The 22,710-nt window shown below is 71.6% G+C and carries 17 protein-coding genes and 1 pseudogene; 13 read left to right on the top strand and 5 right to left on the bottom strand.

All coding sequences use genetic code 11. The features are described from left to right. Position 1 precedes the first annotated feature (1 nt). Both PV396_RS06720 and PV396_RS06715 read right to left on the bottom strand, forming a co-directional pair. Positions 2-1,582 carry a 4-hydroxyphenylacetate 3-hydroxylase family protein gene (locus PV396_RS06720; RefSeq protein WP_319201415.1) on the bottom strand — a complete coding sequence of 527 codons (1,581 nt, stop codon included), beginning with the start codon at positions 1,580-1,582 and terminating at the stop codon, positions 2-4. A gap of 26 nt (positions 1,583-1,608) precedes the next feature. Beyond that, the gene (locus tag PV396_RS06715) at positions 1,609-2,178 is read right to left on the bottom strand and encodes a flavin reductase family protein (RefSeq protein WP_319201413.1); all 570 of its coding nucleotides are present in this window, start codon (positions 2,176-2,178) and stop codon (positions 1,609-1,611) included. A 201-nt stretch (positions 2,179-2,379) separates the two neighbouring features. Between PV396_RS06715 and PV396_RS06710 the strand changes: the two genes are divergently transcribed. Then, positions 2,380-3,042: a class I SAM-dependent methyltransferase gene (locus tag PV396_RS06710; RefSeq protein ID WP_319201411.1), complete on the top strand. Its 663-nt coding sequence runs from the start codon at positions 2,380-2,382 to the stop codon at positions 3,040-3,042. Positions 3,043-3,105: 63 nt separating this feature from the next. Here the strand turns inward: PV396_RS06710 and PV396_RS06705 are convergent, their stop codons facing one another. Then, positions 3,106-4,782, bottom strand: a complete 1,677-nt coding sequence (locus PV396_RS06705) for an FAD-binding oxidoreductase (protein WP_319201409.1) — start codon at positions 4,780-4,782, stop codon at positions 3,106-3,108. A gap of 221 nt (positions 4,783-5,003) precedes the next feature. Here PV396_RS06705 and PV396_RS06700 point away from each other — a divergent pair, with 221 nt between their 5' ends. From PV396_RS06700 to PV396_RS06690, 3 genes and pseudogenes are all read left to right on the top strand, one after another. Beyond that, complete coding sequence (locus PV396_RS06700) at positions 5,004-5,630, top strand: cupin domain-containing protein (protein WP_319201407.1); 627 nt, start codon at positions 5,004-5,006, stop codon at positions 5,628-5,630. 126 nt (positions 5,631-5,756) lie between these two features. Continuing rightward, positions 5,757-6,563 carry an SDR family NAD(P)-dependent oxidoreductase gene (locus PV396_RS06695; RefSeq protein WP_319201405.1) on the top strand — a complete coding sequence of 269 codons (807 nt, stop codon included), beginning with the start codon at positions 5,757-5,759 and terminating at the stop codon, positions 6,561-6,563. Between the two features lie 470 nt (positions 6,564-7,033). Further along, positions 7,034-8,587: pseudogene (locus PV396_RS06690) on the top strand (MFS transporter); the annotation flags it as partial. A 180-nt stretch (positions 8,588-8,767) separates the two neighbouring features. On the opposite strand, the gene PV396_RS06685 reads toward PV396_RS06690, so the two are convergent. Together PV396_RS06685 and PV396_RS06680 are read right to left on the bottom strand one after the other, a co-directional pair. Beyond that, positions 8,768-9,640 (bottom strand): AfsR/SARP family transcriptional regulator, encoded by an 873-nt coding sequence (locus PV396_RS06685; RefSeq protein WP_319201403.1) that lies wholly within the window; start codon positions 9,638-9,640, stop codon positions 8,768-8,770. Positions 9,641-9,782: 142 nt separating this feature from the next. Then, entirely contained in the window at positions 9,783-11,492 is a 1,710-nt protein-coding gene (locus PV396_RS06680) for an FAD-dependent monooxygenase (protein ID WP_319201401.1), read from the bottom strand. Positions 11,493-11,719: 227 nt separating this feature from the next. Between PV396_RS06680 and PV396_RS06675 the strand changes: the two genes are divergently transcribed. The 9 genes from PV396_RS06675 to PV396_RS06635 all read left to right on the top strand — a co-directional run bounded on the left by PV396_RS06675 (position 11,720) and on the right by PV396_RS06635 (position 22,672). Further along, entirely contained in the window at positions 11,720-13,438 is a 1,719-nt protein-coding gene (locus PV396_RS06675; protein ID WP_319201399.1) for a class I adenylate-forming enzyme family protein, read from the top strand. A 2-nt stretch (positions 13,439-13,440) separates the two neighbouring features. Next, the gene (locus PV396_RS06670; protein ID WP_319201397.1) at positions 13,441-14,484 is read left to right on the top strand and encodes a methyltransferase; all 1,044 of its coding nucleotides are present in this window, start codon (positions 13,441-13,443) and stop codon (positions 14,482-14,484) included. Between the two features lie 17 nt (positions 14,485-14,501). Further along, positions 14,502-16,472, top strand: a complete 1,971-nt coding sequence (locus PV396_RS06665; protein WP_319201395.1) for an FAD/NAD(P)-binding protein — start codon at positions 14,502-14,504, stop codon at positions 16,470-16,472. Next, the gene (locus tag PV396_RS06660; protein WP_319201393.1) at positions 16,469-17,878 is read left to right on the top strand and encodes an adenylosuccinate lyase family protein; all 1,410 of its coding nucleotides are present in this window, start codon (positions 16,469-16,471) and stop codon (positions 17,876-17,878) included. The genes PV396_RS06665 and PV396_RS06660 overlap by 4 nt, the downstream gene beginning before the upstream one ends. A 34-nt stretch (positions 17,879-17,912) precedes the next feature. Further along, positions 17,913-19,133, top strand: a complete 1,221-nt coding sequence (gene metK, locus PV396_RS06655; RefSeq protein WP_319201391.1) for a methionine adenosyltransferase — start codon at positions 17,913-17,915, stop codon at positions 19,131-19,133. A 90-nt stretch (positions 19,134-19,223) separates the two neighbouring features. After that, positions 19,224-20,192, top strand: coding sequence for a PfkB family carbohydrate kinase (locus PV396_RS06650; protein ID WP_319201389.1), 969 nt, complete (start codon positions 19,224-19,226; stop codon positions 20,190-20,192). 263 nt (positions 20,193-20,455) lie between these two features. Further along, positions 20,456-21,232, top strand: coding sequence for an AfsR/SARP family transcriptional regulator (locus PV396_RS06645; RefSeq protein WP_319201387.1), 777 nt, complete (start codon positions 20,456-20,458; stop codon positions 21,230-21,232). A gap of 52 nt (positions 21,233-21,284) precedes the next feature. Further along, positions 21,285-21,875, top strand: a complete 591-nt coding sequence (locus PV396_RS06640) for an RNA polymerase sigma factor (RefSeq protein WP_319201385.1) — start codon at positions 21,285-21,287, stop codon at positions 21,873-21,875. Then, positions 21,872-22,672: an MGMT family protein gene (locus PV396_RS06635; RefSeq protein ID WP_319201383.1), complete on the top strand. Its 801-nt coding sequence runs from the start codon at positions 21,872-21,874 to the stop codon at positions 22,670-22,672. Before PV396_RS06640 ends, PV396_RS06635 begins: the two co-directional genes overlap by 4 nt. Positions 22,673-22,710: the final 38 nt, after the last annotated feature.

The following is a 22,710-nucleotide window of genomic DNA, read 5'->3' as shown; positions in this document are numbered from 1 at the left end:
GTCAGTGCCAGAAGTTCTTCCTGGCTCCGCGCAGGCCGTGGAACGAGTCGAGGTCGGGGACCGTCCACCCGTCGAGGTCGTACTCCTGGAGGCACTGCTCGGCGAACCCCTTGTAGGCGTCGAGCTGGCCGGTCTCCAGCTGGGTCATGTAGATGTCGCTGCGCACCGACTCGTGGTTGCCGGAGTAGTTGCGCTCGTACAACTCGTGGCGACCGCCGAACTCGGTGCCGACCGCGTCCCACAGCAGCTTCATCAGCTTGACGCGGCTGACGGCGTCGTAGCCGTTGGAGCCGCGCACGTACTTGTCGAGGTAGGGGCGCACCTCGGGGTTCTTGAAGTCCTCGGCGCTGGAGTTGACGTAGATCAGGCCGCTCGCGACGTCCTGCTCGATGATCTCCTTGATGCGCGGGTAGCCGAGGGTCATGAACCAGCGGTACGCCATGCCGTACTCCAGGCGCGGCAGCAGGGCCCCGTCCTTCCACTCCTCGGGGTTGCGGGCGGCGGCGTCGGTCAGGGCCCAGAACATGTTGCGCCAGGCGAGCACCTCACCGACCCGGGCCTGGACACCGCGGAAGTCCTTGGTGCCGGTCATCTCGACGGCCTTGGCCAGCAGCCCGGCGATGAAGTCGATCTTCACAGCGAGGCGGATGCAGCCGTGGAAGGTCAGACGCGGGATGAAGCCGGACTTCGGGGCGAACCCGTTGACCTGGTCGACGTCGCCGTAGAGGAAGACGTTCTCCCAGGGGATGAGGACCTTGTCGAGGACGAAGATGGTGTCGTTCTCGTCCAGGCGCGAGGAGAGCGGGTAGTCGAAGGGGCTGCCCATGACGGCGGCCGTCGCCGCGTAGGAGGGGCGGCAGATCAGCTTCAGGCCGGGCGCGCCCATCGGGATGGTCGCGACCAGCGCGAACTCCTTCTCCTTGAGCGGCAGTCCGTAGTGCGAGATGAAGTTGTAGTGGGTGATGGCCGAGCCGGTGGCGACGACCTTGGCGCCGCTGACGACGAGGCCGGCGTCGGTCTCCTTCTCCACGTGCACGAAGACGTCCTTGACCTCTTCGGACGGGCGGTGCCGGTCGACCGGCGGGTGGATGATCGCGTGGTTCCAGAACAGCACCTTCTCCTGGGACTCGCGGTACCAGCGCCGCGCGTTGTCCTGGAACGGCGCGTAGTAGTCGGAGTTGGCACCGAGCGTGCCGAGGAAGGCCGCCTTGTAGTCCGGGCTGCGGCCCATCCATCCGTAGGTGAGGCGGGCCCACTCGGCGATCGCCTCACGGTCCTCGACGACGTCCTGGACGCTGCGTGGTGTGCGGAAGAACTTGTGGGTGTACCCGTCGCTCCCGGTGTCGGTGCGCGTCGTCAGCACGTCGCGGCGGTCCGGATCGTGCAGGGCGTCGTACAGACGGGCCGTCATCCGGGCGGGGTTGGCGAACGCCGGGTGCTTGGTGACGTCGTCGACGCGTTCGCCGTAGATGTACACCTCGCGGTCGTCGCGCAGGCTCTCCAGATACTCGTCGCCGGTCAGGGGGCGGGTGGTGCGGGGAGCCGGTGCGGAGGCGGAGGCCTCGCCCTGCTGCAGCGTCATGGTGTGTCCTTGTCCGGTCGTGGCGGTCAGTGACCCAGCGAGGAGTGGAGCGCCGCGGTTCCCGACGACCACGCGCCGTCCGCCGGTCCGTCGAGGGTGCCCGCCCACGCGTGGTGGCCGGGCGCGGTGTCGAGGAGGCGGAAGACCCCGCCGTGGAAGACCAGCGGCTCCGCGTCCCAGGTCGAGAAGCCCCGCACCCGCCCGACGTGCAGCACGTGGTCGCCGCCGTCGTACGCGGCCCAGGGCTCGCAGTCGAGGTGGGCGGCGCAGTCGGCCAGGCGCGGCCCCGTCGCAGCGGGGTCCCAGGACACGGAGGTGTCCGCGGGCAGCGGCCGGCCCGCGAAGTGCAGGGCCAGGTCCTGCTGGTGTGCGGCGAGGATGTTCACGCCGAACGACGACGCGCCCGTGAGCAGGTCGCACATCCGGCTGCGCCGGTCCAGGGACACCATCACCAGCGGGGGATCGAGGGAGACGGAGGTGAACGAGCCCACCGTGGCACCGTGCACGCCGTCGCCGCCGTGTTCGACGGTGACCACGGTGACACCCGTGGCGAACCGGCCGAGGCAGTCGCGAAAGCGGCGTTGCATGTCGCCCATCGGCACTCCTCGAAAAGAAATGAGCCCTCGAATCAGGCGCTCTCTCAAGTGGCATTGTGCCGGTGGCCACTGAAGTATCGATCGAGAACAACGGCGGCATTTCTGCGCAATATCCAGGAGGCCGGAAATGATTGACACCGGTGTGTGCCGGCGCCTGTAATTCCTTCTCGGATTCGAGTACCCGACACGAGGTGGCCAATCATGAGACTCCAGGTCGAGTTGACCGACGCACTCCAGGACTACGTCGCCGATGTCTCGCTGCGCGAGCCCGACTTGTTGCGGGAGCTGCGCGAGGAGACCTCGCAGCTCCCGCTGCACCTGATGCAGATCTCGCCGGAGCAGGGCCAGTTCATGCGGACCCTGTTGAAGGCGACTGGGGCCCGGCGGGCTCTCGAGGTCGGCGTGTTCACCGGTTACAGCCTGCTGTCGACGGCGCTCGCGCTGCCCGCCGACGGCAGGGTGGTAGGGCTGGACATCAACGAGGAGTGGGGCGCCATGGCGCTCGACTACTGCAAGCGGGCGGACGTCGCGGAAAAGGTCGACCTGCGCATCGGCGACGCCCGGGCCTCCCTCGAGCGACTGCTGAAGGAGGAGGACTCCGCCGGCACCTTCGACTTCGTGTTCATCGACGCGGACAAGGAGAACTACACGGCGTACTACGAGTATGCGCTCGAACTGCTGCGCCCCGGCGGACTCGTCGTGGTCGACAACGTGCTGTGGCACGGCGCTCTGCTCGACGAGTCCGCCCAGGACTCCGAGACGCGGGCACTGCGCGACTTCAACCCGCGGCTGCGCCAGGACGAGCGGGTGGAGCTGAGCGTGATCCCCTACGCGGACGGGCTGACGTTCGCCGTCAAGCGCTGAGTTCCGCACCGCGCACGCGTGAAGGCCGCCCCCGGAACTCCGGGGGCGGCCTTCACGCGTGGGTCACGGAAGGCGGACGGACTGGGCGTGGCGGAAGAAGTTCGCCGGGTCGTACTTCTTCTTCACCTGCTGCAGCCGCGGGTAGTTGTCCTTGTAGTAGAGCGAGTACCAGGGCGTCGACGACGTGTTGTACTTCGGGTCGTTCAGGTCGTTGTCCGGGTAGTTGACATAGCAGCCGTCCGTGACGCCGTTGGGCACGGGCACACCGCCGGTGTCGGCGTACACCTCCGCGTAGCACTGCCGGTTCCAGGCGATGTACGCGGCGTCCTGTGCCGGGTCGTTCCACAGGGACATCCACATCATCTTGAAGAACGACTCGCGGTGCGGGTAGCCGGTGGCCGACGGCGCGAGCCGGTTGACCTCGCCGCCGTAGGAGCTGAGGGTGATGGACGCGCCGGGCAGGGTGACGTCCTTGCGCGTCAGGTGCTTGTACAGCGCCGCCAGCTGGCGGTCGGGGAACTCCGCGCGCATGTACGCGGACTTGTACTCCTGTCGGTAGGTCGGGTCGGTGAGGTTGCTGTTGGTGGTGCCCAGGTAGCGGGTGGCCTCCAGCCACGGCAGCTTGCGAGGCTCGGCGTAGGCGGCCATCGGGCCGAACTCGGCGAACTGGCGGGTGACGGCCGCCGTCGGTACGTCGACGCCGTCGCCGATCGCGGCGAGATAGCCGTCGAGCAGCCGGCGGGCGTTGGGGACGGTGGCGTCGACCTGGGTGACCATGGCTATCTGGCCGGCGGACTTGTGGGTCAGCACGAGGAAGCTGGCCAAGGCCAGTTCGGGGGTTCGCGGGGCGCTGTGCGCGGTGAACCAACGCGCGTAGTTCTGTGTCAGCCGGGCGAACTTCGCCTCCGTCATGCTCTCCCACGGCCAGGCCTGCGCGACCAGGTACACCTCGCGGGGCGGCTGGGGCAGCAGCTTCTTCGGGTCGTTGCCGGTGGCGCCGGGGGTGCGGAACCAGTAGCGCGTGACCACGCCGAAGTTGCCGCCGCCACCGCCCGCGTGGGCCCACCACAGCTCGTGGTGGGGGTCGCTCGGATCGTTGGTCGCCACGACGGTGCGCACCTTGCCGTCGGCGCCGACCACGACGACCTCGACGGCGCACAGGTAGTCGATGATCAGGCCGAGCTGGCGGCAGAGCAGGCCCCAGCCGCCGCCGCTGACGTGGCCGCCGGCGGCGACGGAGTAGCAGATCCCGCCGGGCACGGTGACGCCGTACACCTGGTACAGCAGGGTGTAGACGTCCAGGAGCTGGGCGCCCGTCTCGACGGCGAACGCGCGCCGCCCGGCGTCGTAGTACACCTGGTTGAGCTGTGACAGATCGAGCACCACCTGGACCTCGGGGTTGAAGACGAAGTCCTCCAGGCAGTGCCCGCCGGAGCGCACGGTCAGACGCTTGCCCGCGGTCACGGCCGCCTGCACCACACCCGCCACCTGGGAGACGTCGTCCACGATCTGGACGGTCTCCGGGTTGCCGACGTAGCGGTTGTTCATGCCGTGCACCAGCTCGCCGTACTGAGCGTCCGCCGGTGTCACCGTCACCGGGGCGAACGTGACGGCGGCGGCGGCCTCCTCCCCCGCTGCCGCCGCCTGCCCGGCCAGGGCCCCGCCCACGGCGGCCGTACCGCCCAGCGCCGCGGCGGTCGTGAAGAACCGCCTGCGGCCCATCCCATTGTTGTCGCGCACTTTAACGTCTCCCGTTCTCGCCATTTTCGGCGCCCGCTTCACGCGCTTCGACTGCGCCGCGACAGTACGAATCAGCCATCGCGGAAAACACTCCGGATCTTGCGGTCGAATCCCTGAACGGCTAATTCCGGGATACGACCGCAAGATGGGGAGTGTCGGACGGCCCACCGATCGCCACCATCGGATTCCAGGCTGAATTCGCCATTGGAAGGAGTCGGCCGGTGACGGTCAACATCGGTGAGGTGTACGAGAACCCGCGGTGCAGGGAGCGGGTCGTGATCAGAACGCCGTCCTCGCACACGGGCGGGGCGCGCACCGTGATGGACGTGTACTCCGAGCCCGGCGGCGCCGTGTCGGGCGAGCATCTGCACCCGGTGAGCGAGGAACGCTTCACGCTGGTGCGGGGCAAGGTCGCCTTCCTGATCGGCGGGCGCCAGGTGACCCTCGACAAGCCCGGGCAGAGCGTGCTCATCCAGCCCGGCATCAAGCACCGCTGGTGGAACTGCAGCGGCGAACAGGCCTTCCACATCTGCGAGGTGCGCAAGAACAGCGACCGCTTCGAGCAGTTGGTGCTGCGCCAACTGTTCGGGCTCGCACAGGACGGCAAGACCACGCCCGAGGGCATGCCGAAGCTGCTCCAACAGGCGGTGACCACGCTGGAGTTCGGCGACGTGGTGCGGTTCACCTCGCCCCCGTGGGCGCTGCAGCGCGCCCTGTTCACCGTGCTGGCCCCGGTCGCCCGGCTGCTGGGACACCAGGGGTGCGACCCGCGGTACATGGACCGCAAGCCGTCCGAGATCGCGGAGTTGGAGGACCTCCCCGAGGAGGTCATGCGCTGGCACCGCTGACTCCGCGAGTCCGGTGAAAAGTGCCTGCAACACCTTCGGGCACGGCGGGGTTTCCCTTGTCGAGAGCACATCGCACCGCGCTCCTCCCCCACCTCAGGGCGGGGCCGACCATTGAGAAGGAACCTTATGGATCTGCAGCTTTCCGGCCGGGTCGCCGTCGTGACCGGCGCGTCCAAGGGCATCGGCCTGGCCATCGTCAGCACGCTCCTCGAAGAGGGCGCCAAGGTCGTGGCCACGTCCCGCAAGAGCACCCCGGAGCTGGACGCCCTGGCCGGCCCGAACCTCGTCCACGTCTCGGCGGACTTCATGGACGAGGACGCGCCGGCTCAGGTCGTCGCCCGCGCCGTGGAGCAGTTCGGCGGGCTCGACATCCTGGTGAACAACGCCGGCGGCCCGCCGCCCGGTGTGACCCTGCCGCGCGGCTCGTTCCTGCACGCCTCCGACGAGGAGTGGCGTGCCATGTTCGAGTTCAACCTGTTCTCGGCCGTGCGTGCCATCCGTGCCGCCATCCCGCACCTGCTGGAGCGCGGCGGCGGCGCGATCGTGAACATCTCCTCGGGCAACGCCCGGCAGCCCTCGCCGATCAACGTCGACTACGGCGCCGCGAAGGCCGCCCTGAGCAACATCACCAAGGTGCTCTCGGGCGAGTTCGGGCCGCAGGGCATCCGCGTGAACACGGTCTCCCCCGGTGTGGTGAAGACGCCGTGGTGGACGGACGAGGGCGGCGTCGCCGACATGATCGCCTCGCAGGCCGGCACCGACAAGGACAACGTCATCAACAGCGTCGTCCCGGAGATGCTGAACCTGGCCACGGGCCGCTTCGTGGAGCCGCAGGAGGTGGCCGACGCCGTCGTGCTGCTGGCGTCGCCGCGCTCCGGCAGCACCACGGGTGCCGAGTTCGTCGTGGACGGCGGGCTCCTCAAGGAGCTCTGAGCACCCCGTGCGGAGGCCGGCGAGTTCCGGTCCCTCCGCACGCGCCCGGCCGCCGCACGGCGGCCGGGCACAGGACGCAGGACGCCCCGTCGGCGGCGTGCGTCGACCCGGTACGGACGGGCCGTCGACGCCGCCGGCAACGTTTTTCCGCGTCCGTCGCCCTCTGTGTGACCCGCCGCTGCCCCACCGGAGGCCCGCCGGAGTTCCGTCTCTTCCCGGACCCGGGCCCCGGCCGGCACCGCCGATCCCGGCCGTGCCGGCCGCGGTGGCGCCGCCCTCGATCTGGCCTCCGCCGCGAACAGGCCCTGTCCCGCCGTAACCGTCAGGTCCGACACCTCACCCGCCGGCGCGCACCGGGCAAGCCGGGTGCCCGCCCGCCATTGATCTCCTGAGCTCCACCACCTTTCCTCGGCCGGAGTCCGCGGCGCCCCGCGTCCCTCCCCCGGCCTCCGTAGGGCCCCGCCCAGCGCATGCCCTCCACGGCGGGCCTCGTCCGCCTCTCCTTTCTCTCCCCTGCCTTGTCCTGCCCCGCCGTGTCGTTTCGCGGCTCCGAGGCCACTCGTTCGGATCGCCGGGCCGACGTGCCCCGCACTCATGCCTGCCGTGTCGCCGCCGGCCGCCACCGCTCCGGTGGGCCTTCGCCCGCGTCCCGTGCCGGCCCGCACCAGGTCCCGCTTCCTGATCCGCGCCGATCCGAACGGCAGGCCGCGGGCTGCTCGTTCCCGCCCGCCCCGCTGTGGGCCCTCGCGCGACGGCATCGGCGCCGACTCCCGGGAATCGTCATGGCCTTGTCCGCCCCTGCCCGCACGCGCGAAGGCGCGGCGCCCCCACTGAACCGCCGGGTGCTCGCGCTGGCCGTCCTCGCACCCCTGCTCGCCAACGCCGACACGGGCATCGTGACGCTCGCCCTCAGCGACATCCGGCGCGACCTGTCGATGTCACTCCACGCCGTGCAATGGGTGACCGACATATACGTGCTGCTGATGGGCGGGCTCCAGCTGCTGGGCGGCCGGCTGGCGGACCTGGCCGGCGCCCGGCGTCTCTTCCTGCACGGCATGGGCGCCTTCGCCGTGACCTCGGCCCTGTGCGGCGCCGCGACCAGCGGCCCTCTCCTCGTCGCCGCCCGCGCCGGGCAGGCGCTGGCGGCCGCCGTGCTCGTGCCCGCCGCGATGTCGCTGCTGGTGACGGCGGCCGCACCGGAGCAGCGGCCTCGCGCCCTGGCCCTGTGGGCAGGCGCCGGCGGCGTCGGTGCGGTGGCCGGTGTGCTGTGCGGCGGTCTCGTGGTCGGCAGCCTCGACTGGCGCTGGGCCTTCTGGCTCAACGTCCCCGTGATCGCCGTCGCCCTGGTGGTGGCCCGCCGCACCCCGCTGCCCGACCCGCCCCGCATCCGCGGCGTCCGCCTCGACCTGGCCGGGGCCGCCGCGCTGACCGGCGCTCTGCTCGCGGCCGTGTACGCCCTGGTGCGGCTGGCCGCGCACGGCACGGACCGGTACACGGCGTACGCCGCGCTCGGCGCGTCGGCGCTGGCAGCCGTCTTCGCGCAACGGCAACGCACCTGTCCCCAACCACTGCTGCCCACCTCCCTGCTCCGCGACCGGAACCTGGTGTGCGGTGCGGCCGGCATCCTGCTCGTGTCGACGGCCGCCGCGCCCGTCGCCTTCCTCGGCGGCATGCTGCTGCGCGACACCTACGGGTTCAGTGCGCCGGCCGCCGGAGCCGCCCTGCTGCCGATGGTCGGGGGCATCTTCGTCGTGGGCCGGGCCTGCAGCGCGCTGCTCGCCCGGTACGGCGCCCGTCTGCCGTGCGTGCTCGGCTGTCTGCTGCTGGGGACGGGCCTGTGGACGCTGGCCGCGCGCTCGCACGCCTCGGGGTACGTCTCGGGCATGCTGCCGGGGCTGGTGCTGGCCGGCGCGGGCCTTCCGCTGATCTGGATGTCGTGCGAGGTCGTGGCGCTGAGCCGGTTCCGGGGTGTCGGCGCCGGGCTGGCGGCGGGCCTGGTGCAGTGCGCGGGGCAGTTGGGGACGGCGCTCGGCACCGTGCTCGCGGTGGCGGTGTGCGGCCGGGGCGCCGGGGTGGCCGCCGGGGCGGGGCAGGCGTTCGGGGTGGCGGCCCTGCTGATGGGGCCGGCGCTGGTGGGCGCCCTGGTCTGGCTGCCCGGCCGCCACCCCGACGCCCCGTCCGGTCTCGCGCCGGCCACCCGGACGTCAGACCCTGACCAGCCCGTCGTCGCGGCCCGGGCCACCCGGAGCGGACACGGTTCGCTCGGCCAGCAGGTTGAGCGACTGCCGGTAGCGCGGGCTGGAGGGGGGCTCCAGCCGCGGGTGCCCGGAGAGCATGTGGGTGTGCAGGCGTTGCAGTCGCGCCGACGGCTTGGTGCCGAGTTCCTCCCGTAGCCGGGCCCGAAGCCGGTGGTAGGCCATCAGCGCGTCGGCCTGCCGGCCCGACCGGTACAGGGCGAGCATGAGGTGGGCGACGAGGTCCTCGTGCGTACCGTACTGGTGCACCAGCGCGGTGAGTTCGCCGAGGATCTCGTGGTGCCGCCCGAGGCGCAGCTCGGCGCCCAGGCGCTGGGGAACGGCGTCGAGCCGGTCGCGCTCGACGACTTCGATGGCGGCCCTGAGCAGCGGACCGGTGGGCACGTCGACGAGTATCGGCCCGGTCCACATCATCTCGGCGGCGCGCAACTGCCCTGCGGCCTCGGCGTACTCGCCCGCCTCCAGCGTGGCGCGCGCGGCCCGCACCTGCTGCTCGTAGCGGTCCAGATCCAGTTCACCGGGGTTCAGCTTCAGCACGTACCCCTGGTCACGGGTCTGCAGCCTGCCGGGGCCGCGGCCCGGGCCGCGCCGGGCCCCGTCCAGGGAGCGGCGCAACTGCATGACATAGGTGTGCACCGCCGCGACCGCGCTCGACGGCGGCCGGTACTCCCATATCTCCTCGACTATCTGCGCCACGGACACGACGTGATTCGCGTTGAGCGCGAGGAGCGACATCAATTGCCGTTGTTTCGGCGCGGTCGGGGTTCTGAGGCGGTCTTCGTCGTTGTACACATTCAGAGGGCCGAGAACGCGAAATTCCATGGTGACTCCCCCATCGTCGCCCGGGCATGGCCAGCAGGAGGTCGACCCTCTGGAACACCCGGTCAAAATGTCGCGATCCGCGCGCGGATTCTACGTCACTCAGGTTCTGCCGGTCCGGCAGCGGGACCCGGATTGCGCTCGGCTACCACCGCCCGCGGGCGGTGGCCGGTGGCCGTGTCGCCACCGTCTCGTGCGGTCCCCCGGTGACCAGCGCCAGGAGCGCGCCGGGGTCACCGGGCTCCCGGTCGGCCCGCCAGGCGACGTACTGGTCGGGGCGGATCAGCACCAGGTCACGCTCGTACCGCTCACGTACGAGCGGATCGTCGAGCGTCAGGGTCCGCAGCGGCACTCCCCGGGCCCGGGCCGCGGCCTCGATCCGTGCGGTTCGCGGCGGACGCGGGCCGAGCCGCAGCAACGTGAACCCGGGGCCGAACCGGTCGAACAGCGAACTGCCGTCCGTGCGGCGGTCGTCGAGCCACAGGTGGGGTGCACGGCCGCCCGGCACGGCTGAGGGCGTGTACGCGGAAAAGGAGTCGGGCACCGGCCCGGACCCGTCCCCGGCGACGATCGGGGAGCTGTCGTAGCGGGCGCCCAGCTGCACCCCGAGGGTGTCCAGGGTGCGCATCCCGTACTCGGCGAGTTGTGCTCCGGTCCTGGCCCGGGCGGCCTCGCCTGCGGCGGAATCCGCTTCCAGCCGGGCGGGCCGGTCGACGGCGCCGAGTCCCTGGCCGAGGGTCCTGGCCGCCGAGGTGTTGCGCAGGGCGATCGACCGGCGCTCGATGCCGTAGGTGTTGAGGAGATCCGGGCCCGCCCAGCCCCGCACGGCCGCCGCGAGTTTCCAGGCGAGGTTGGCGGCGTCGTCGACCCCGGTGTTCATGCCGAAGCCGCCGTTGGGCGTGAACAGGTGCGCGGCGTCGCCGGCGAGCCGGATGCGGCCCGTGCCGAACGACTCCGCGACCAGCGCCGCGCCCGCGGTCCAGGGCCGTTGGCTGAGCACCTCGACCGGCAGGGGTTCTCCCGCCGCCCGCCGCACCAGCCGCACCAAGTCCTCGTCGGTCGCGGTGTCCGGGTCGACGGAGCTGGTGAGCAGGAAGAACTCGTCCACGCCGTTGAGCGCGATCAGGTTCAGGGCGAGGTCCGCGTTGACCACCCAGTTGCTCCACGCGCCGCGGCCGCGCAGGAAGTCCCGGTACAGCGTGGGCACCCGCAGATGGGCGGCGGTGGAACGGCGCCCGAGGATGTCCTGGTCGAGGGTGCCCTCACCCTCGTAGCGGATGCCGAGGTGGCGCCGGACCAGGCTGTGCCCGCCGTCGCAGCCCGCGACGAACGCCGCCCTGAACACGCTCCGGGCGCCGTCGCGTTCGGCGACGACGTCGACGTGCTCCGCGTTCTCGTGCAGGGCGGTGACCGTCCAGCCGTAGCGCAGGGTGATGCGCGGCCGGGTGCGGGCGTGGTCGAGCAGCAGCCGCTCGACGTACAGCTGGTTCGCCCGGTGCATCGGTTCGGGGGACGGGTCCGTGCGGTCGGCCGTGGCCCGCCGGCGCAGCACCTCGCCGCTGCCCGGCCAGGGCAGCAGGGCCAGTTCGGGCGCGTTGTAGCGGGTGAAGAAGGAGATGCCGGCCGAGTGACCGGCAGGCAGACCGAGTTCGCGGATCCGCCCGGCCAGTCCCAGCGTGCGGTAGTGCTCCATGGTCCGCGCGTTGTGGGTGCTGCCGCGTGGCTGATCTGGCACGTCCGGTTGGGAGTTGAGGACGACGCAGGGTACGCCCTGGCGGTCCAGCAACAGCGCAAGCATCAATCCGACCGGACCGCCGCCGACCACGGCGACCGGGGTTGTCAGCGGATCGTCCATCCGACGCGGCCTCCAGCCTTCTCTTGATCGAACCGATGCGATCGTTTCAACCCGCGCTGAAGAACGAAGCAAGATCGTCGACCGGGGGCGGCTTTCCATCGGCCCTTTAGAAGCCGGTTGGAGACTCCACCACGAACCTTTACCGAACCGCTGGGGTATCACGGGCCGCGATGTCTCACCGGTGACCGAAGAATTCGGCGCATCACTGCGGAGTGTGAGGTATTCCTATGTTCCTGTTCGGCACACACAGGTCTGCGGCGCAACGCCTGCGCCTCCACGCGGACCGGGATCTGGGGGCGGGCAACTTCTTCTGGCACGCGTGGCGCGTCGCCCGTGACCGGGACCGTCCGCTGCTGTTCCACCCCGATGTGTCCTCACCCACCTGGGCGACGGACGAGCCCAGGGCGATGTCCCTGAACGACGTGCGCGTCGCCGCGATCCGCTACGCGCACTGGTACCGCGGCCGGGGAGTGGTGCCGGGGGCGCACGTGGGCCTGCACACCCGCGACGGGCTGCTCGGCCTGATCCACCACATCGCCATCACGTCGCTCGGCGCCGCCGCCGTGCACTGCAACCCCAGGATGGCCCCGGCGACGGCCGCCGAATACTTCCTGCGCACCCGGACCACGGTGCTGGTGGGCGACGCCGATCTGCTCAAGGGCCTCACGGACGCCTGGGAGTCGGACGCACCCGGGAAGGCCACGCCCGAGCTCGGGGACATAGCCTCGCTCGCCGTCACCGCTCCTCTGCCGCCCCGGCCGATGCCCGGCTTCCCGCACCGGCACGCCTACGACGACCTGATCATGATCTCGCACTCGTCGGGCACCACCGGCCGGCCCAAGGCCCCGGTGTTCCACCACGGTTCGTTCTTCGCCGGCAAGCGGGAACGGCTGTGGTCCTTCCCCTCGCTGCGCTCCGACCGGCTGCTGACGGCACTGCCGCACAGCCACTCGGCGGGCATCAGCTACCTCAGCCTGGCGATCCTGCTCGGCATCCCGACGCTGATCCTGGACGACGCGAGCGGCGAGGCCGTGGCCCGGGCGGTCAACCTGTTCCACCCCACCACCGTGCTGGCCTTCCCGCTCACCCTGGCCGAGATACCCACCGAGAAGATCGGCCCCGAGGCCGCCCGGCACATCCACACGTGGCACGGCATGGGCGACGCCTCCCACGAGCGGCACATCCGCCCGCTGATCGCCCTGGGCCGACGCTACGAGAACGGCAAGGCACTGAACGGCTCACGCTACCTGGACGGACTCGGTTCGTCGGAGATGGGCATGGTGCTGTTCAAGCAGGCCTACACGCCGGAGACGACCCGGTACGCCCGCCACATCGGACTGCCCGCCAAGGTGGTACGCAAGGCCGCGGTGCTCGACGAGCAGGGCCGTGAACTGCCCGACGGGCAGGCCGGCCGGCTCGGTGTGCGGACCCCCAGCATCACCGCCGGCTATCTGGACGAGCCGGACCTGACCGAGGAATCGACGGTCAACGGGTACTTCCTCACCGGCGACATCATGCGGCGCGACAGCGACGGCACCTGGTACCACCTCGACCGCACCCCCGACGTGATCCACACCGTCGACGGTCCGGTGCACAGCCTGCCGGTGGAGGAGGTCGTCCTCAACGCCACGCAGGCGCTGGACACGGCGGTCGTCGCGGTCGACGATCCGGGCTCCCCTCGTCACTCCCGTCCCCTGGCGGTCGTTCTATTCGCCGACGGCACCCGGCGCGACGCGGCCCGGCTGCTCGAGACGTGCAACGCGGCCCTGGCCCGTGAGGGCCTGGCACCGCTCGGCGGGCTGCTGCTGGCCGCCGACCGCTCCGAACTCCCCGTGGGTGTCACGGGCAAGGTCCTCAAGCGGCTGCTGCGCGAACGGCTGCGCGCCGCCCTGTCCCGCGCCGGCGACCCCGCGCTCGCCGTGTCCGCTCCGGTTCGGAAGGTCTGATCATGCCCCGGAGCGAGACGACGGCCGCGCGTCAGGTGGTGGATCTGATCACCGGCACGTGGCGGGCGCAGGCCCTGCACGCGGCGGCCGCTCTGTCCCTGCCCGACCACATCGCCGCCGGACACGGCACGGTGGCGGCGCTGGCCGATCACACGGGCGCCAGTGAGGACGGCCTCGCGCGGCTGCTGCGGCTGCTCGCGGCGCTGGGCGTGTTCACCGGCGACGAGGAGGAGGGTTACGGGCTCACCGACGTGGGCGCGCTTCTCGTCGCCGACGGCGAACAGTCCATGCGCGACATGGTGTTGCTGTACGGGGAGGAGTTCCACCGCGCCTGGGGTGCGGTGGTGCCCGCGATCCGCACCGGAGCCTCCGGCTTCGAGCACGCCTTCGGCATCTCGTTGCACGCGTACCTGCGCGATGTGCCGGACGCAGGGCCGCGGTTCCTGCGCGCGATGAACGCCGGCAACGTGTTCTTCCCCGAGGCGGCGGCGGCCTTCGACTTCACGCGGGCGCACACCGTGGTCGACGTGGCGGGCGGCAGCGGCCTGCTGCTGTCGGCCGTCCTCCAGGCCCACCCGCACCTGACGGGGACCGTCTTCGACCTGCCGCACATGCTGCCGGTGGCCGAGCGGCACCTGAGCGCCACCGTCGGCGCCCACCGCTACGAGACCATCGCGGGCGACGTCTTCGACAAGGTCCCCGCGGGCAACGACGTGTACCTGCTGTCCCGGGTGCTGCAGGACTGGGACGACGAACGATGTGTGACGCTCCTCGCCAACATCCGCGCGGCCATGGCGGACACGGGCCGCCTGCTGGTGCTGGAGAGGGTCGTGGCCACCGACGGCACGGCGTCCGTGCTGCCGCTGCTGTGGGACATGCATCTGCTGATGGCCGCGGGCGGCCGCGAGCGCACCCTCGACGGTTACCGCTCGGTCCTGGGCGCCGCGGGCCTGCGTCTGGAAAGCGTGCACTCCCTCGCCCTCGAGACGAGTCTGCTGGTCGCCGCACCGGTAGGAGGCACCCCCTCCGCCCCCGCCCTCCCCTGATCCCATGGAGTACACCTATGCCCAGCGGTGATCTCTGCCTGTGCCTCGTCGGTGCGGGACCGCGCGGTCTGTCGGTACTGGAGCGGCTGTGCGCCAACGAGCGCTCCGCACCCGCTCACCGGGCGGTCACCGTGCACGTCGTCGACCCCTACAGTCCCGGAGCCGGGCGGGTGTGGCGCACCGGACAGTCACGTGTGCTGCTGATGAACACCGTCGCCTCCCAGGTGACCGTGTTCACCGACGCCAGCGTGGAGATGGACGGCCCCGTCGAGCCGGGCCCCAGTCTGTACGCGTGGGCCCGCACGCTCGGTGACGGGCCGGGCGAGGCGGCGCTCTACGACGAGGCCGTCCTCGCCGAGGCGCGCCGGCTCGGCCCGGACGACTACCCGTCCCGTGCCTTCTACGGCCGTTACCTGGAGGACGTCTTCGTCCGGCTGGTGTCCGGCGCCCCGCCGCACGTACGGGTGCGGGTCCACCGGGCCCGGGCCGTCGCCCTGCGGGAGCGGCCCGAGGACGGCGCGCAGCAGGTCGTCCTGTCCGACGGGGAGATACTCGACGGCCTCGACGCGGTCGTTCTCTCCCAGGGCCACGTGCCGACCGACGTCTCCTCCGCGCAGCGGCAGCTCTCACGGCGCGCGCGGGCCCACGGGCTGCTGCACGTCCTGCCGGCCAACCCGGCCGACCTGGACCTGTCGGACGTGCGCTCCGGCGAGACCGTGCTGCTGCGCGGGCTCGGCCTGAACTTCTTCGACCACATGGCGCTGCTCACCGTGGGGCGCGGCGGCCGCTTCGACCGCGTCGGCGAACGGCTCGTCTACCGTCCCTCCGGCCGGGAGCCGCGCATCGTCGCGGGTTCCCGGCGCGGCATCCCCTACCACGCCCGCGGCGCCAACGAGAAGGGCGCGCACGGCCGTCACGAGCCGCGCCTGCTGACCGAGAAGGTGGTCGCGGCGCTGCGGGAACGCGCGGTGGACGGTGAGCGCGTGTACTTCGGCACCGACCTGTGGCCCCTGATCGCCAGGGAGGTGGAGAGCGTCTACTACGCGGCGCTGCTGACCGCCCGGGGCCGGGAGGCCGAACGCGAGGAGTTCGTCGAGCGGTTCGTGGCCCTGCCCGAAGGTCCTGTCCACACAGGCGAGTTGCTCGACACGTACCGCATCGCGCACGACGAGCGGTGGGACTGGGACCGGATCTTCCGGCCGCACGGCGACGGGGAGTTCGCCGACCGGGCGGAGTTCCGCCGCTGGATGCTGGAGCATCTGCGCCAGGACGTGCGCGAGGCGCGTGCGGGCAACGTGAGCGGGCCGCTCAAGGCGGCGCTGGACGTGCTGCGCGATCTGCGCAACGAGGTGCGGCTCGCCCTCGACCACGGCGGGCTGGACGGAAACTCCTACCGGGACGAAGTGGAGGGCTGGTACACCCCGCTCAACGCCTTCCTGTCGATCGGCCCGCCCTTCTCACGCATCGAGGAGCTGATCGCGCTGCTCGAGGCGGGCGTCCTGGACCTGATCGGACCGGGCCTGAGGGTGCGCGTCGACGGCACGGCGGGAGCGTTCGTCGCCGAGTCGGACGCGGTGGGGGGCGCCCCCGTGCGCGCCAGGGTGCTGGTCGAGGCGCGCCTGCCGGAACCGGACCTGCGCCGGACCTCCGATCCGCTGCTGCGCGCGATGCTGTCCACCGGGCAGTGCCGTCCGTTCCGTATCCCCGGTGCGTGCGGCACGAGTTACGAGACGGGCGGGCTGGAGGTCACCGAGCGCCCGTACCACCTGGTCGACGCATACGGCCGTGGGCATCCACGGCGCTTCGCGTACGGAGTGCCGACGGAGGCGGTGCACTGGGTCACGGCGGCCGGCATCAGGCCCGGCGTGAACTCGGTGACCCTGGGCGACTCCGACGCCATCGCGCGAGCGGTCCTGGCCCTCGCCCCCGCCCGCGCGGGCGCCTCCCGGAGACGCTCGGGCAGGACGCTGACGGAGGCGCCGGCATGACGGCACACCCGGCGGGACCGGATGCCGGGCTGCTCTCCCCGGTGCGGGCGGGCACCCCGGTGGAGCGGGCGGTCGGCGACGAGGCCTGGCTCCAGGCGATGCTGGACGCGGAGGCGGCGCTGGCGCGCGCCCAGGCCGGGCTCGGCACGCTGCCGGCGGAGGCCGCCGCGGTGATCACCAGGGCCGCCCGCGCGGAGCGGTTCGACCTGCGCCGGCTCGCCGTCGCGGCGCGGGAGAGCGCCAACCCGGTGGTGGGCCTGGTCCGCGACCTCACCGCGGCCGTCGCCGAGGAGGACCCGAAGGCCGCCGAGTACGTGCACCGCGGTTCGACCAGCCAGGACATCTTCGACACCGGCGCCATGCTGGTCTGCGACCGGGCGCTGCGCCTGGTCCACGCCGATCTGCTGCGCACCGCGGCGGCACTGGACCGGCTCGCGGCACGGCACCGGGACACGCTGATGGCCGGGCGGACGCTCACCCTGCACGCAGTTCCGACCACCTTCGGGCTCAAGGCGGCCGGCTGGGGACTGCTGGTGCGCGAGGCGGCCGACCGCGTGGACCGGCTGCTCGACGGCCGGCTGCCGGTCTCGCTCGGTGGTGCGGCCGGCACCCTGGCCGGCTATCTGGAGTACTCGGCCGTGGACGGCGCGCCGGCCGCGGACCCCGCGGCGTACGCGGCGGCGCTGTCGAAGGCGTTCGCGGCCGAGACCGGGCTGGCCGCGTCCCCGCTGCCCTGGCACGCGCTGCGCTCCCCCATCGCCGACGCGGCCGCGGCCCTGGCCTTCGTGACCGGGGCGCTGGGGAAGATCGCCGTGGACGTGCAGTCGATGGGCCGTACCGAGGTCGGTGAGGTCGCCGAGCCACCCGTGGCCGGGCGCGGTGCCTCCTCGGCCATGCCGCACAAACGCAATCCGGTGCTGGCCACCCTGATCCGTTCGGCCGCGCTCCAGGTTCCCGCGCTGGCGGGTGCGCTGACGCAGTGCCTGGTGACCGAGGACGAGCGCTCGGGCGGTGTCTGGCACGCCGAGTGGCTGCTGCTGCGGGAGTGCCTGCGGCTGGCAGGCGGCGCCTCGCACACGGCCGTCGAGCTGTGCGAGGGGCTCGTCGTCGACGAGGAGCGGATGCGGGCCAACACGGCCGCGACGGGCGCCCTGATGTCGTCCGAGCGGATCGCCGCGGTCCTGGCGCCCAGGCTCGGCAAGGCCACGGCGAAGCGGCTGTTGTCCGAGTCGGCCGGGACGGCCGCGCGCACCGGACGGCCCCTGGCCGACGTCCTCGCCGAACACCCCCTGATCGGGCCGTCACTGGGCCCGGGGGAACTGGCGGAGCTGCTCGATCCCGCCACGTACACGGGCGCGGCCGCCTCCCTGGTGGACCACGCCCTGGAACGTCACCGCACATCCTGACGCACGCCCCGCCGTACCGACCCCTGGAGTTCTCATGTCTGCCCGGCTCTTCACCTCGGAATCGGTCGCCGAAGGCCATCCCGACAAGATCGCCGACCGTATCAGCGACACGATCCTCGACGCCCTCCTCGCCCAGGACCCCACGGCCCGCGTCGCGGTGGAGACCCTGATCACCACCGGTCAGGTCCATGTCGCGGGCGAGGTGACCACCAGCGCGTACGTCGACATCCCCGCCCTCGTCCGCGAAGCCGTCCTGGAGATCGGCTACGACTCCTCCGCCAAGGGCTTCGACGGTGTCTCCTGCGGCGTGTCCGTCTCCATCGGAGCCCAGTCCCCCGACATCGCCCAGGGCGTCGACACCGCCTACGAACAGCGGGCCGACGGCGCCTCGTCGGCCCAGGAGGACCGGCTGGCCCTGCAGGGTGCCGGTGACCAGGGTCTGATGTTCGGTTACGCCTGCGACGAGACCCCCGGTCTCATGCCGCTGCCCATCCAGCTGGCCCACCGCCTGTCGCGGCGGCTGTCGGAGGTGCGGCGCGACGGGACCGTGCCGTACCTGCGCCCGGACGGCAAGACCCAGGTCACCGTCGAGTATCTGGGCAGCAAGCCCAAGCGTCTCGACACCGTCGTCGTCTCCTCCCAACATGCCGGTGACATCGACCTGGACTCCCTGCTCACTCCCGATGTGCGCGAACACGTCGTGGAGCACGTCCTGGAGGAGCTGGCCCATGAGGGCGTCAAGCTGGAGACCGAGGGCTACCGGCTGCTGGTCAACCCCACCGGGCGGTTCGAGATCGGCGGCCCGATGGGCGACGCGGGCCTGACCGGCCGCAAGATCATCATCGACACGTACGGCGGCATGGCCCGCCACGGCGGCGGCGCCTTCTCCGGCAAGGACCCCTCCAAGGTCGACCGCTCCGCCGCCTACGCGATGCGCTGGGTAGCGAAGAACGTCGTCGCGGCGGGGCTGGCCTCCCGCTGCGAGGTGCAGGTCGCGTACGCCATCGGCAAGGCCGAGCCGGTCGGCCTGTTCGTGGAGACCTTCGGCACCGCCACCGTCCCGCAGGCCGCCATCGAGAAGGCCGTGACGTCGGTCTTCGACCTCCGCCCGGCGGCCATCATCCGCGACCTGGACCTGCTGCGCCCGATCTACGCCCGGACCGCGGCCTACGGCCACTTCGGCCGTGAACTGCCCGACTTCACCTGGGAACGGACCGACCGCGTGGACGCGCTGCGGCGGGCCGTCGGACGGTAACGGTCCGACCGCACGCGGCCCCGGACCGTTGCGGTCCGGGGCCGCGTCGTCGCCTCCTGACGGGTCCTGGCTCCCTAGGAGTTGATCAGCATGCGCATAGCCGTGACCGGCGCCATCGCGACCGACCAGGTGCTGACCGTCGCGGGCCGGCTCACCGACGGCACGGCGATGGACCGCGGCGCCGCCGCCGTGCGGGCCGAGACCCTGCGGGTGCGCCGTGGCGGGGCGGGCGCCAACATCGCCGTGGGACTGGGACGTCTGGCCCTGCGGCCGCTTCTGGCCGGGGCGGTCGGCAGGGACTTCGCCGACTACGGCCGTTCCCTGCTGTCGTACGGCGTGGACCTCGAACTCGTCCGAGTCAGCGAGGAACTGGACACGGCGCGGGCGGTGGAGATCAGGGACGCCGAGGACGGCCGGCTCAGGCTGTCGTACGACGGCGCGCAGACGGAGTCCCGGCACATCACCCTGCTGCCGGCCGCACGCCGTATCGGCGGACTGGACCTCGTCGTCGTGGCGGCGGGGGACATCGAGGCGATGGTGCGGCACACCGAGGAGTGCAGGCGGCTCGGCATCCCCTTCGCGGCCGACCCCGGCGACCGGCTGCCCCTCCTCACCGGCAGGCAGGCCCGCAGACTCGTCGACGGGGCCCGCTACGCCTTCACGGACGAGTTCGACGTGCCGCTGCTGCGCGACCTCACCGGGTGGGGCGAGGCGGAACTGCTCGGCAGGGTGGGTACCTGGGTCGTGACACGCGGGCCGCGCGGAGCGGCCGTCATGCGGCGCGGGCGGCCCACGGCCGGTGTCGAGGGGGTGTGCGCGGTGCGGGAGGGCGATCCGTCGGGGACCGCCGAGGCGTTCCGCGCCGGCTTTCTGGCGGGTGCCGTCTGGGGGTGGTGTGCCGAGCGCGGGGCGCAGCTCGGGTGCGCTCTGGCGGCGGCCGCGCTCGAGTCGCCCGAGGCCCAGGGCTACCCGCTGGTGCGGGAACGGCTGACAGCCCGCATCCGTTGCGCCTACGGCCCGCAAGCCGCGGATCAAATAGCCGCCGGACTGCCTTCCTGAATGGCTGCAACACCCTGCACCTGGACGGTGTTTGTCTCAGTGATGGACGACAGGGCAGAGCGGCTGACAGCCCGCATCCGATGCGCCCACGGCCCGGACACCGCGGGCCCTTCTGGATTTCGACGCAAAAGAACCGGTCGGCCGACCTGATTCCTTATCGCTCCTTTTCCGTTGACACCGACGCGAGGCCCTCCTAGCCTTAATTTCGCGAAATAGAATGCCAGTTCGAAGTGTTACAACATTCACGGGGATAGGAACTCTTCATGAACTCGGGTATTCTCGGCCCTCTCTTATTGTCCGACACTGGAGTAAATCTGGTACCCAGCGCACCGAAACCCCGCCAGCTCCTCGCATTCCTGATGCTGCACGCGCCACAGATGGTGCGGGCCAGCGACTGCATCACCGAGCTGTGGAGTTCGACTCCCCCCAAGAGCGCGATGTCCACGCTCCAGACGTACGTGCTCCACATACGACAGTCCCTGCGCGGCCCCCGCAGAGACCGCAGGCATCTGCTCCTGACCAAGAACCAGGGCTATCAACTCGCCCTCGAAACAACCGATTTCGACCGCTCCCGGTTCACGGAGCTGACCCGGCTCGGGCGTCTGGCAGCCGCCGCAGGGGACCACCGGACGGCCTCGCGGAGGTTCACCCTGGCCCTCGCGCAATGGCGCGGGCCCGCTCTGTCCGACGTCTGCACGGGCCCTCTCAGCTCACCGCACCTGGCGGAACTGGCGGAGACCCGGCAAGGGGTCCTGGAACAGCGCATAGAGGCCGATCTGGCGCTCGGCAAGCATCGTGAGCTGATCGACGAGTTGAGCGCTCTGGCCACGCGCCACCCCACCCACGAGAATGTGCACGCACAGTTGATGGTGGCGTTGTACCGGTCCGGCGAGCGCAAACGAGCCAGTGACGTCTTCCACGGCCTGCGCCGGCAGCTCGGCGACTCCCTGGGCATCGAGCCCGTCCCCCGGATGCAGCGCCTGCATCACGCGGTCCTGGTCGGCAGCTCGGCACTGGACGCTCCGGTCGTCCGTCGATGACCGCCCCCGCACGGCTGCAACACCCTGCCCCTGGACGGTGTTTGTTTCAGTGATGGACGACAAGGCAGAGCAGCTGACCGATCTTCTGGCGGCGCACCTCGAAGCCGGCTTCACCGAGCTGGTCCGGGTTCACGCCGGGGCGGTGCACGCGTTCCTGTACCGCGTCTCCGGCTCCCTCGCCGAGGCGGACGACCTGGGACAGGACACGTTTCTGCGCGCCTACACGGCCCTGCAGGGATACCCCCCGGCACGGCGCCGTGAGCTGCGCCCCCGTGCGTGGCTGATGACCATCGCGGCGAACGTGTGGCGCAATCACGTGCGTACACGCAGTCGGCGTCCGGTCACGGCCGGGCTGCCCGTGGAGGAGACCATGGACGTCTGGCCGGACCACAGCCCCGGCCCGGCGGAGCGCGCGGTGACAACGGAGGACCGGTCGCGCCTGGTCACGGCACTGTCGTCCTTACCGGAGCACCATCGGATACCGGTCGTGCTTCACCATGTCATGGGGATGAGCTACACAGAGGTGGCCGAGGTGCAGGGCTGTGCGGTCGGCACCGCCAAGGCGCAGGTCTCCCGCGGGCTGGCCGGCCTGCGGCGCCTGCTCGCATCGGAGCCGACAGCTCTGAAGGAGGTGACATTGTGAACGGGAGCAACGGCGACGACTTCACACGCCGTCTGCCGGATCTCGCATCAGCCGCGCCGCCGGACTTCGCGCTGCGTGTGCTGCGCCGAGTGGGCATCTCCGAGGACCACTACGACAGTTACGTACGCCTCGACACTGCCGCGGGCGGTCTGTTCGTGGCCGCGAGCCCGCAGGCGGTGACCGGTGCCTGCCTGGACTCGGCAGGGCTGACCGGGGCCGCGTTCGAGGAACTGCACCGCGCACGCACCGGCCGCTCGGCGATCCCGGGCAGCAAGCCGTGGCCCGGGATCGTCCCCGCACTGCGCACGGGCCGGGCCCACCGGCTGGCGATCGACCTGTCCGGTCTGCCGGAGGAGCAGCGCGCGGTCCTGGAGGCGGTACGGAACATTCCCGCGGGGCAACTGCGTCCGCTCAGCTGGATCGCCCGCGAGGCCGGCACCGGGAGTCCGCCCTCGGCCGCCGACATCCTGCGCGCGCTGGCGGCCAACCCCGTCGCCGTGCTCATTCCGTGCCACCGGGTCACGCACGACAACGGCTCGCCCTGCGACGCCGCCTACCTGCCGAAAGCCGGCGAGGCCCTGCGCCGGGCCGAGCACATCGACATGACCCGGGTGACGGAGCTGTCCCGGGCCGGCACGGTGTTCCTCGGCAGCGACACCACCTTCATCTACTGCCACCCGACCTGCGCCCACGCCCGCCGCATCACTCCTGGGCACCGGGTGCACTTCCGCACCGCGCACGACGCCCGCGAGGCGGGTTACCGGGCCTGCAAGAGCTGTCGGCCCATCACCGTCTGACCCGGCGGCGCCAGACGCCGTTACAGAGCACCACAGAG

This window comes from Streptomyces sp. ME02-8801-2C (genome assembly GCF_033793965.1).
Taxonomy (GTDB): Bacteria; Actinomycetota; Actinomycetes; order Streptomycetales; family Streptomycetaceae; genus Streptomyces.
The sequence above is the reverse complement of the archived record's forward strand: the minus strand, read 5'-3'. Positions and strand labels throughout refer to the sequence as shown.

Coding starts and splice junctions, on each gene's coding strand:
- PV396_RS06675 (WP_319201399.1), top strand. CDS start 11,720: ATGTTCCTGTTCGGCACACACAGGTCTGCGGCGCAACGCCTGCGCCTC.
- PV396_RS06680 (WP_319201401.1), bottom strand. CDS start 11,492: ATGGACGATCCGCTGACAACCCCGGTCGCCGTGGTCGGCGGCGGTCCG.
- PV396_RS06640 (WP_319201385.1), top strand. CDS start 21,285: ATGGACGACAAGGCAGAGCAGCTGACCGATCTTCTGGCGGCGCACCTC.
- PV396_RS06660 (WP_319201393.1), top strand. CDS start 16,469: ATGACGGCACACCCGGCGGGACCGGATGCCGGGCTGCTCTCCCCGGTG.
- PV396_RS06665 (WP_319201395.1), top strand. CDS start 14,502: ATGCCCAGCGGTGATCTCTGCCTGTGCCTCGTCGGTGCGGGACCGCGC.
- PV396_RS06650 (WP_319201389.1), top strand. CDS start 19,224: ATGCGCATAGCCGTGACCGGCGCCATCGCGACCGACCAGGTGCTGACC.
- PV396_RS06695 (WP_319201405.1), top strand. CDS start 5,757: ATGGATCTGCAGCTTTCCGGCCGGGTCGCCGTCGTGACCGGCGCGTCC.
- PV396_RS06685 (WP_319201403.1), bottom strand. CDS start 9,640: ATGGAATTTCGCGTTCTCGGCCCTCTGAATGTGTACAACGACGAAGAC.
- PV396_RS06670 (WP_319201397.1), top strand. CDS start 13,441: ATGCCCCGGAGCGAGACGACGGCCGCGCGTCAGGTGGTGGATCTGATC.
- PV396_RS06710 (WP_319201411.1), top strand. CDS start 2,380: ATGAGACTCCAGGTCGAGTTGACCGACGCACTCCAGGACTACGTCGCC.
- PV396_RS06715 (WP_319201413.1), bottom strand. CDS start 2,178: ATGGGCGACATGCAACGCCGCTTTCGCGACTGCCTCGGCCGGTTCGCC.
- metK (WP_319201391.1), top strand. CDS start 17,913: ATGTCTGCCCGGCTCTTCACCTCGGAATCGGTCGCCGAAGGCCATCCC.
- PV396_RS06720 (WP_319201415.1), bottom strand. CDS start 1,582: ATGACGCTGCAGCAGGGCGAGGCCTCCGCCTCCGCACCGGCTCCCCGC.
- PV396_RS06645 (WP_319201387.1), top strand. CDS start 20,456: ATGAACTCGGGTATTCTCGGCCCTCTCTTATTGTCCGACACTGGAGTA.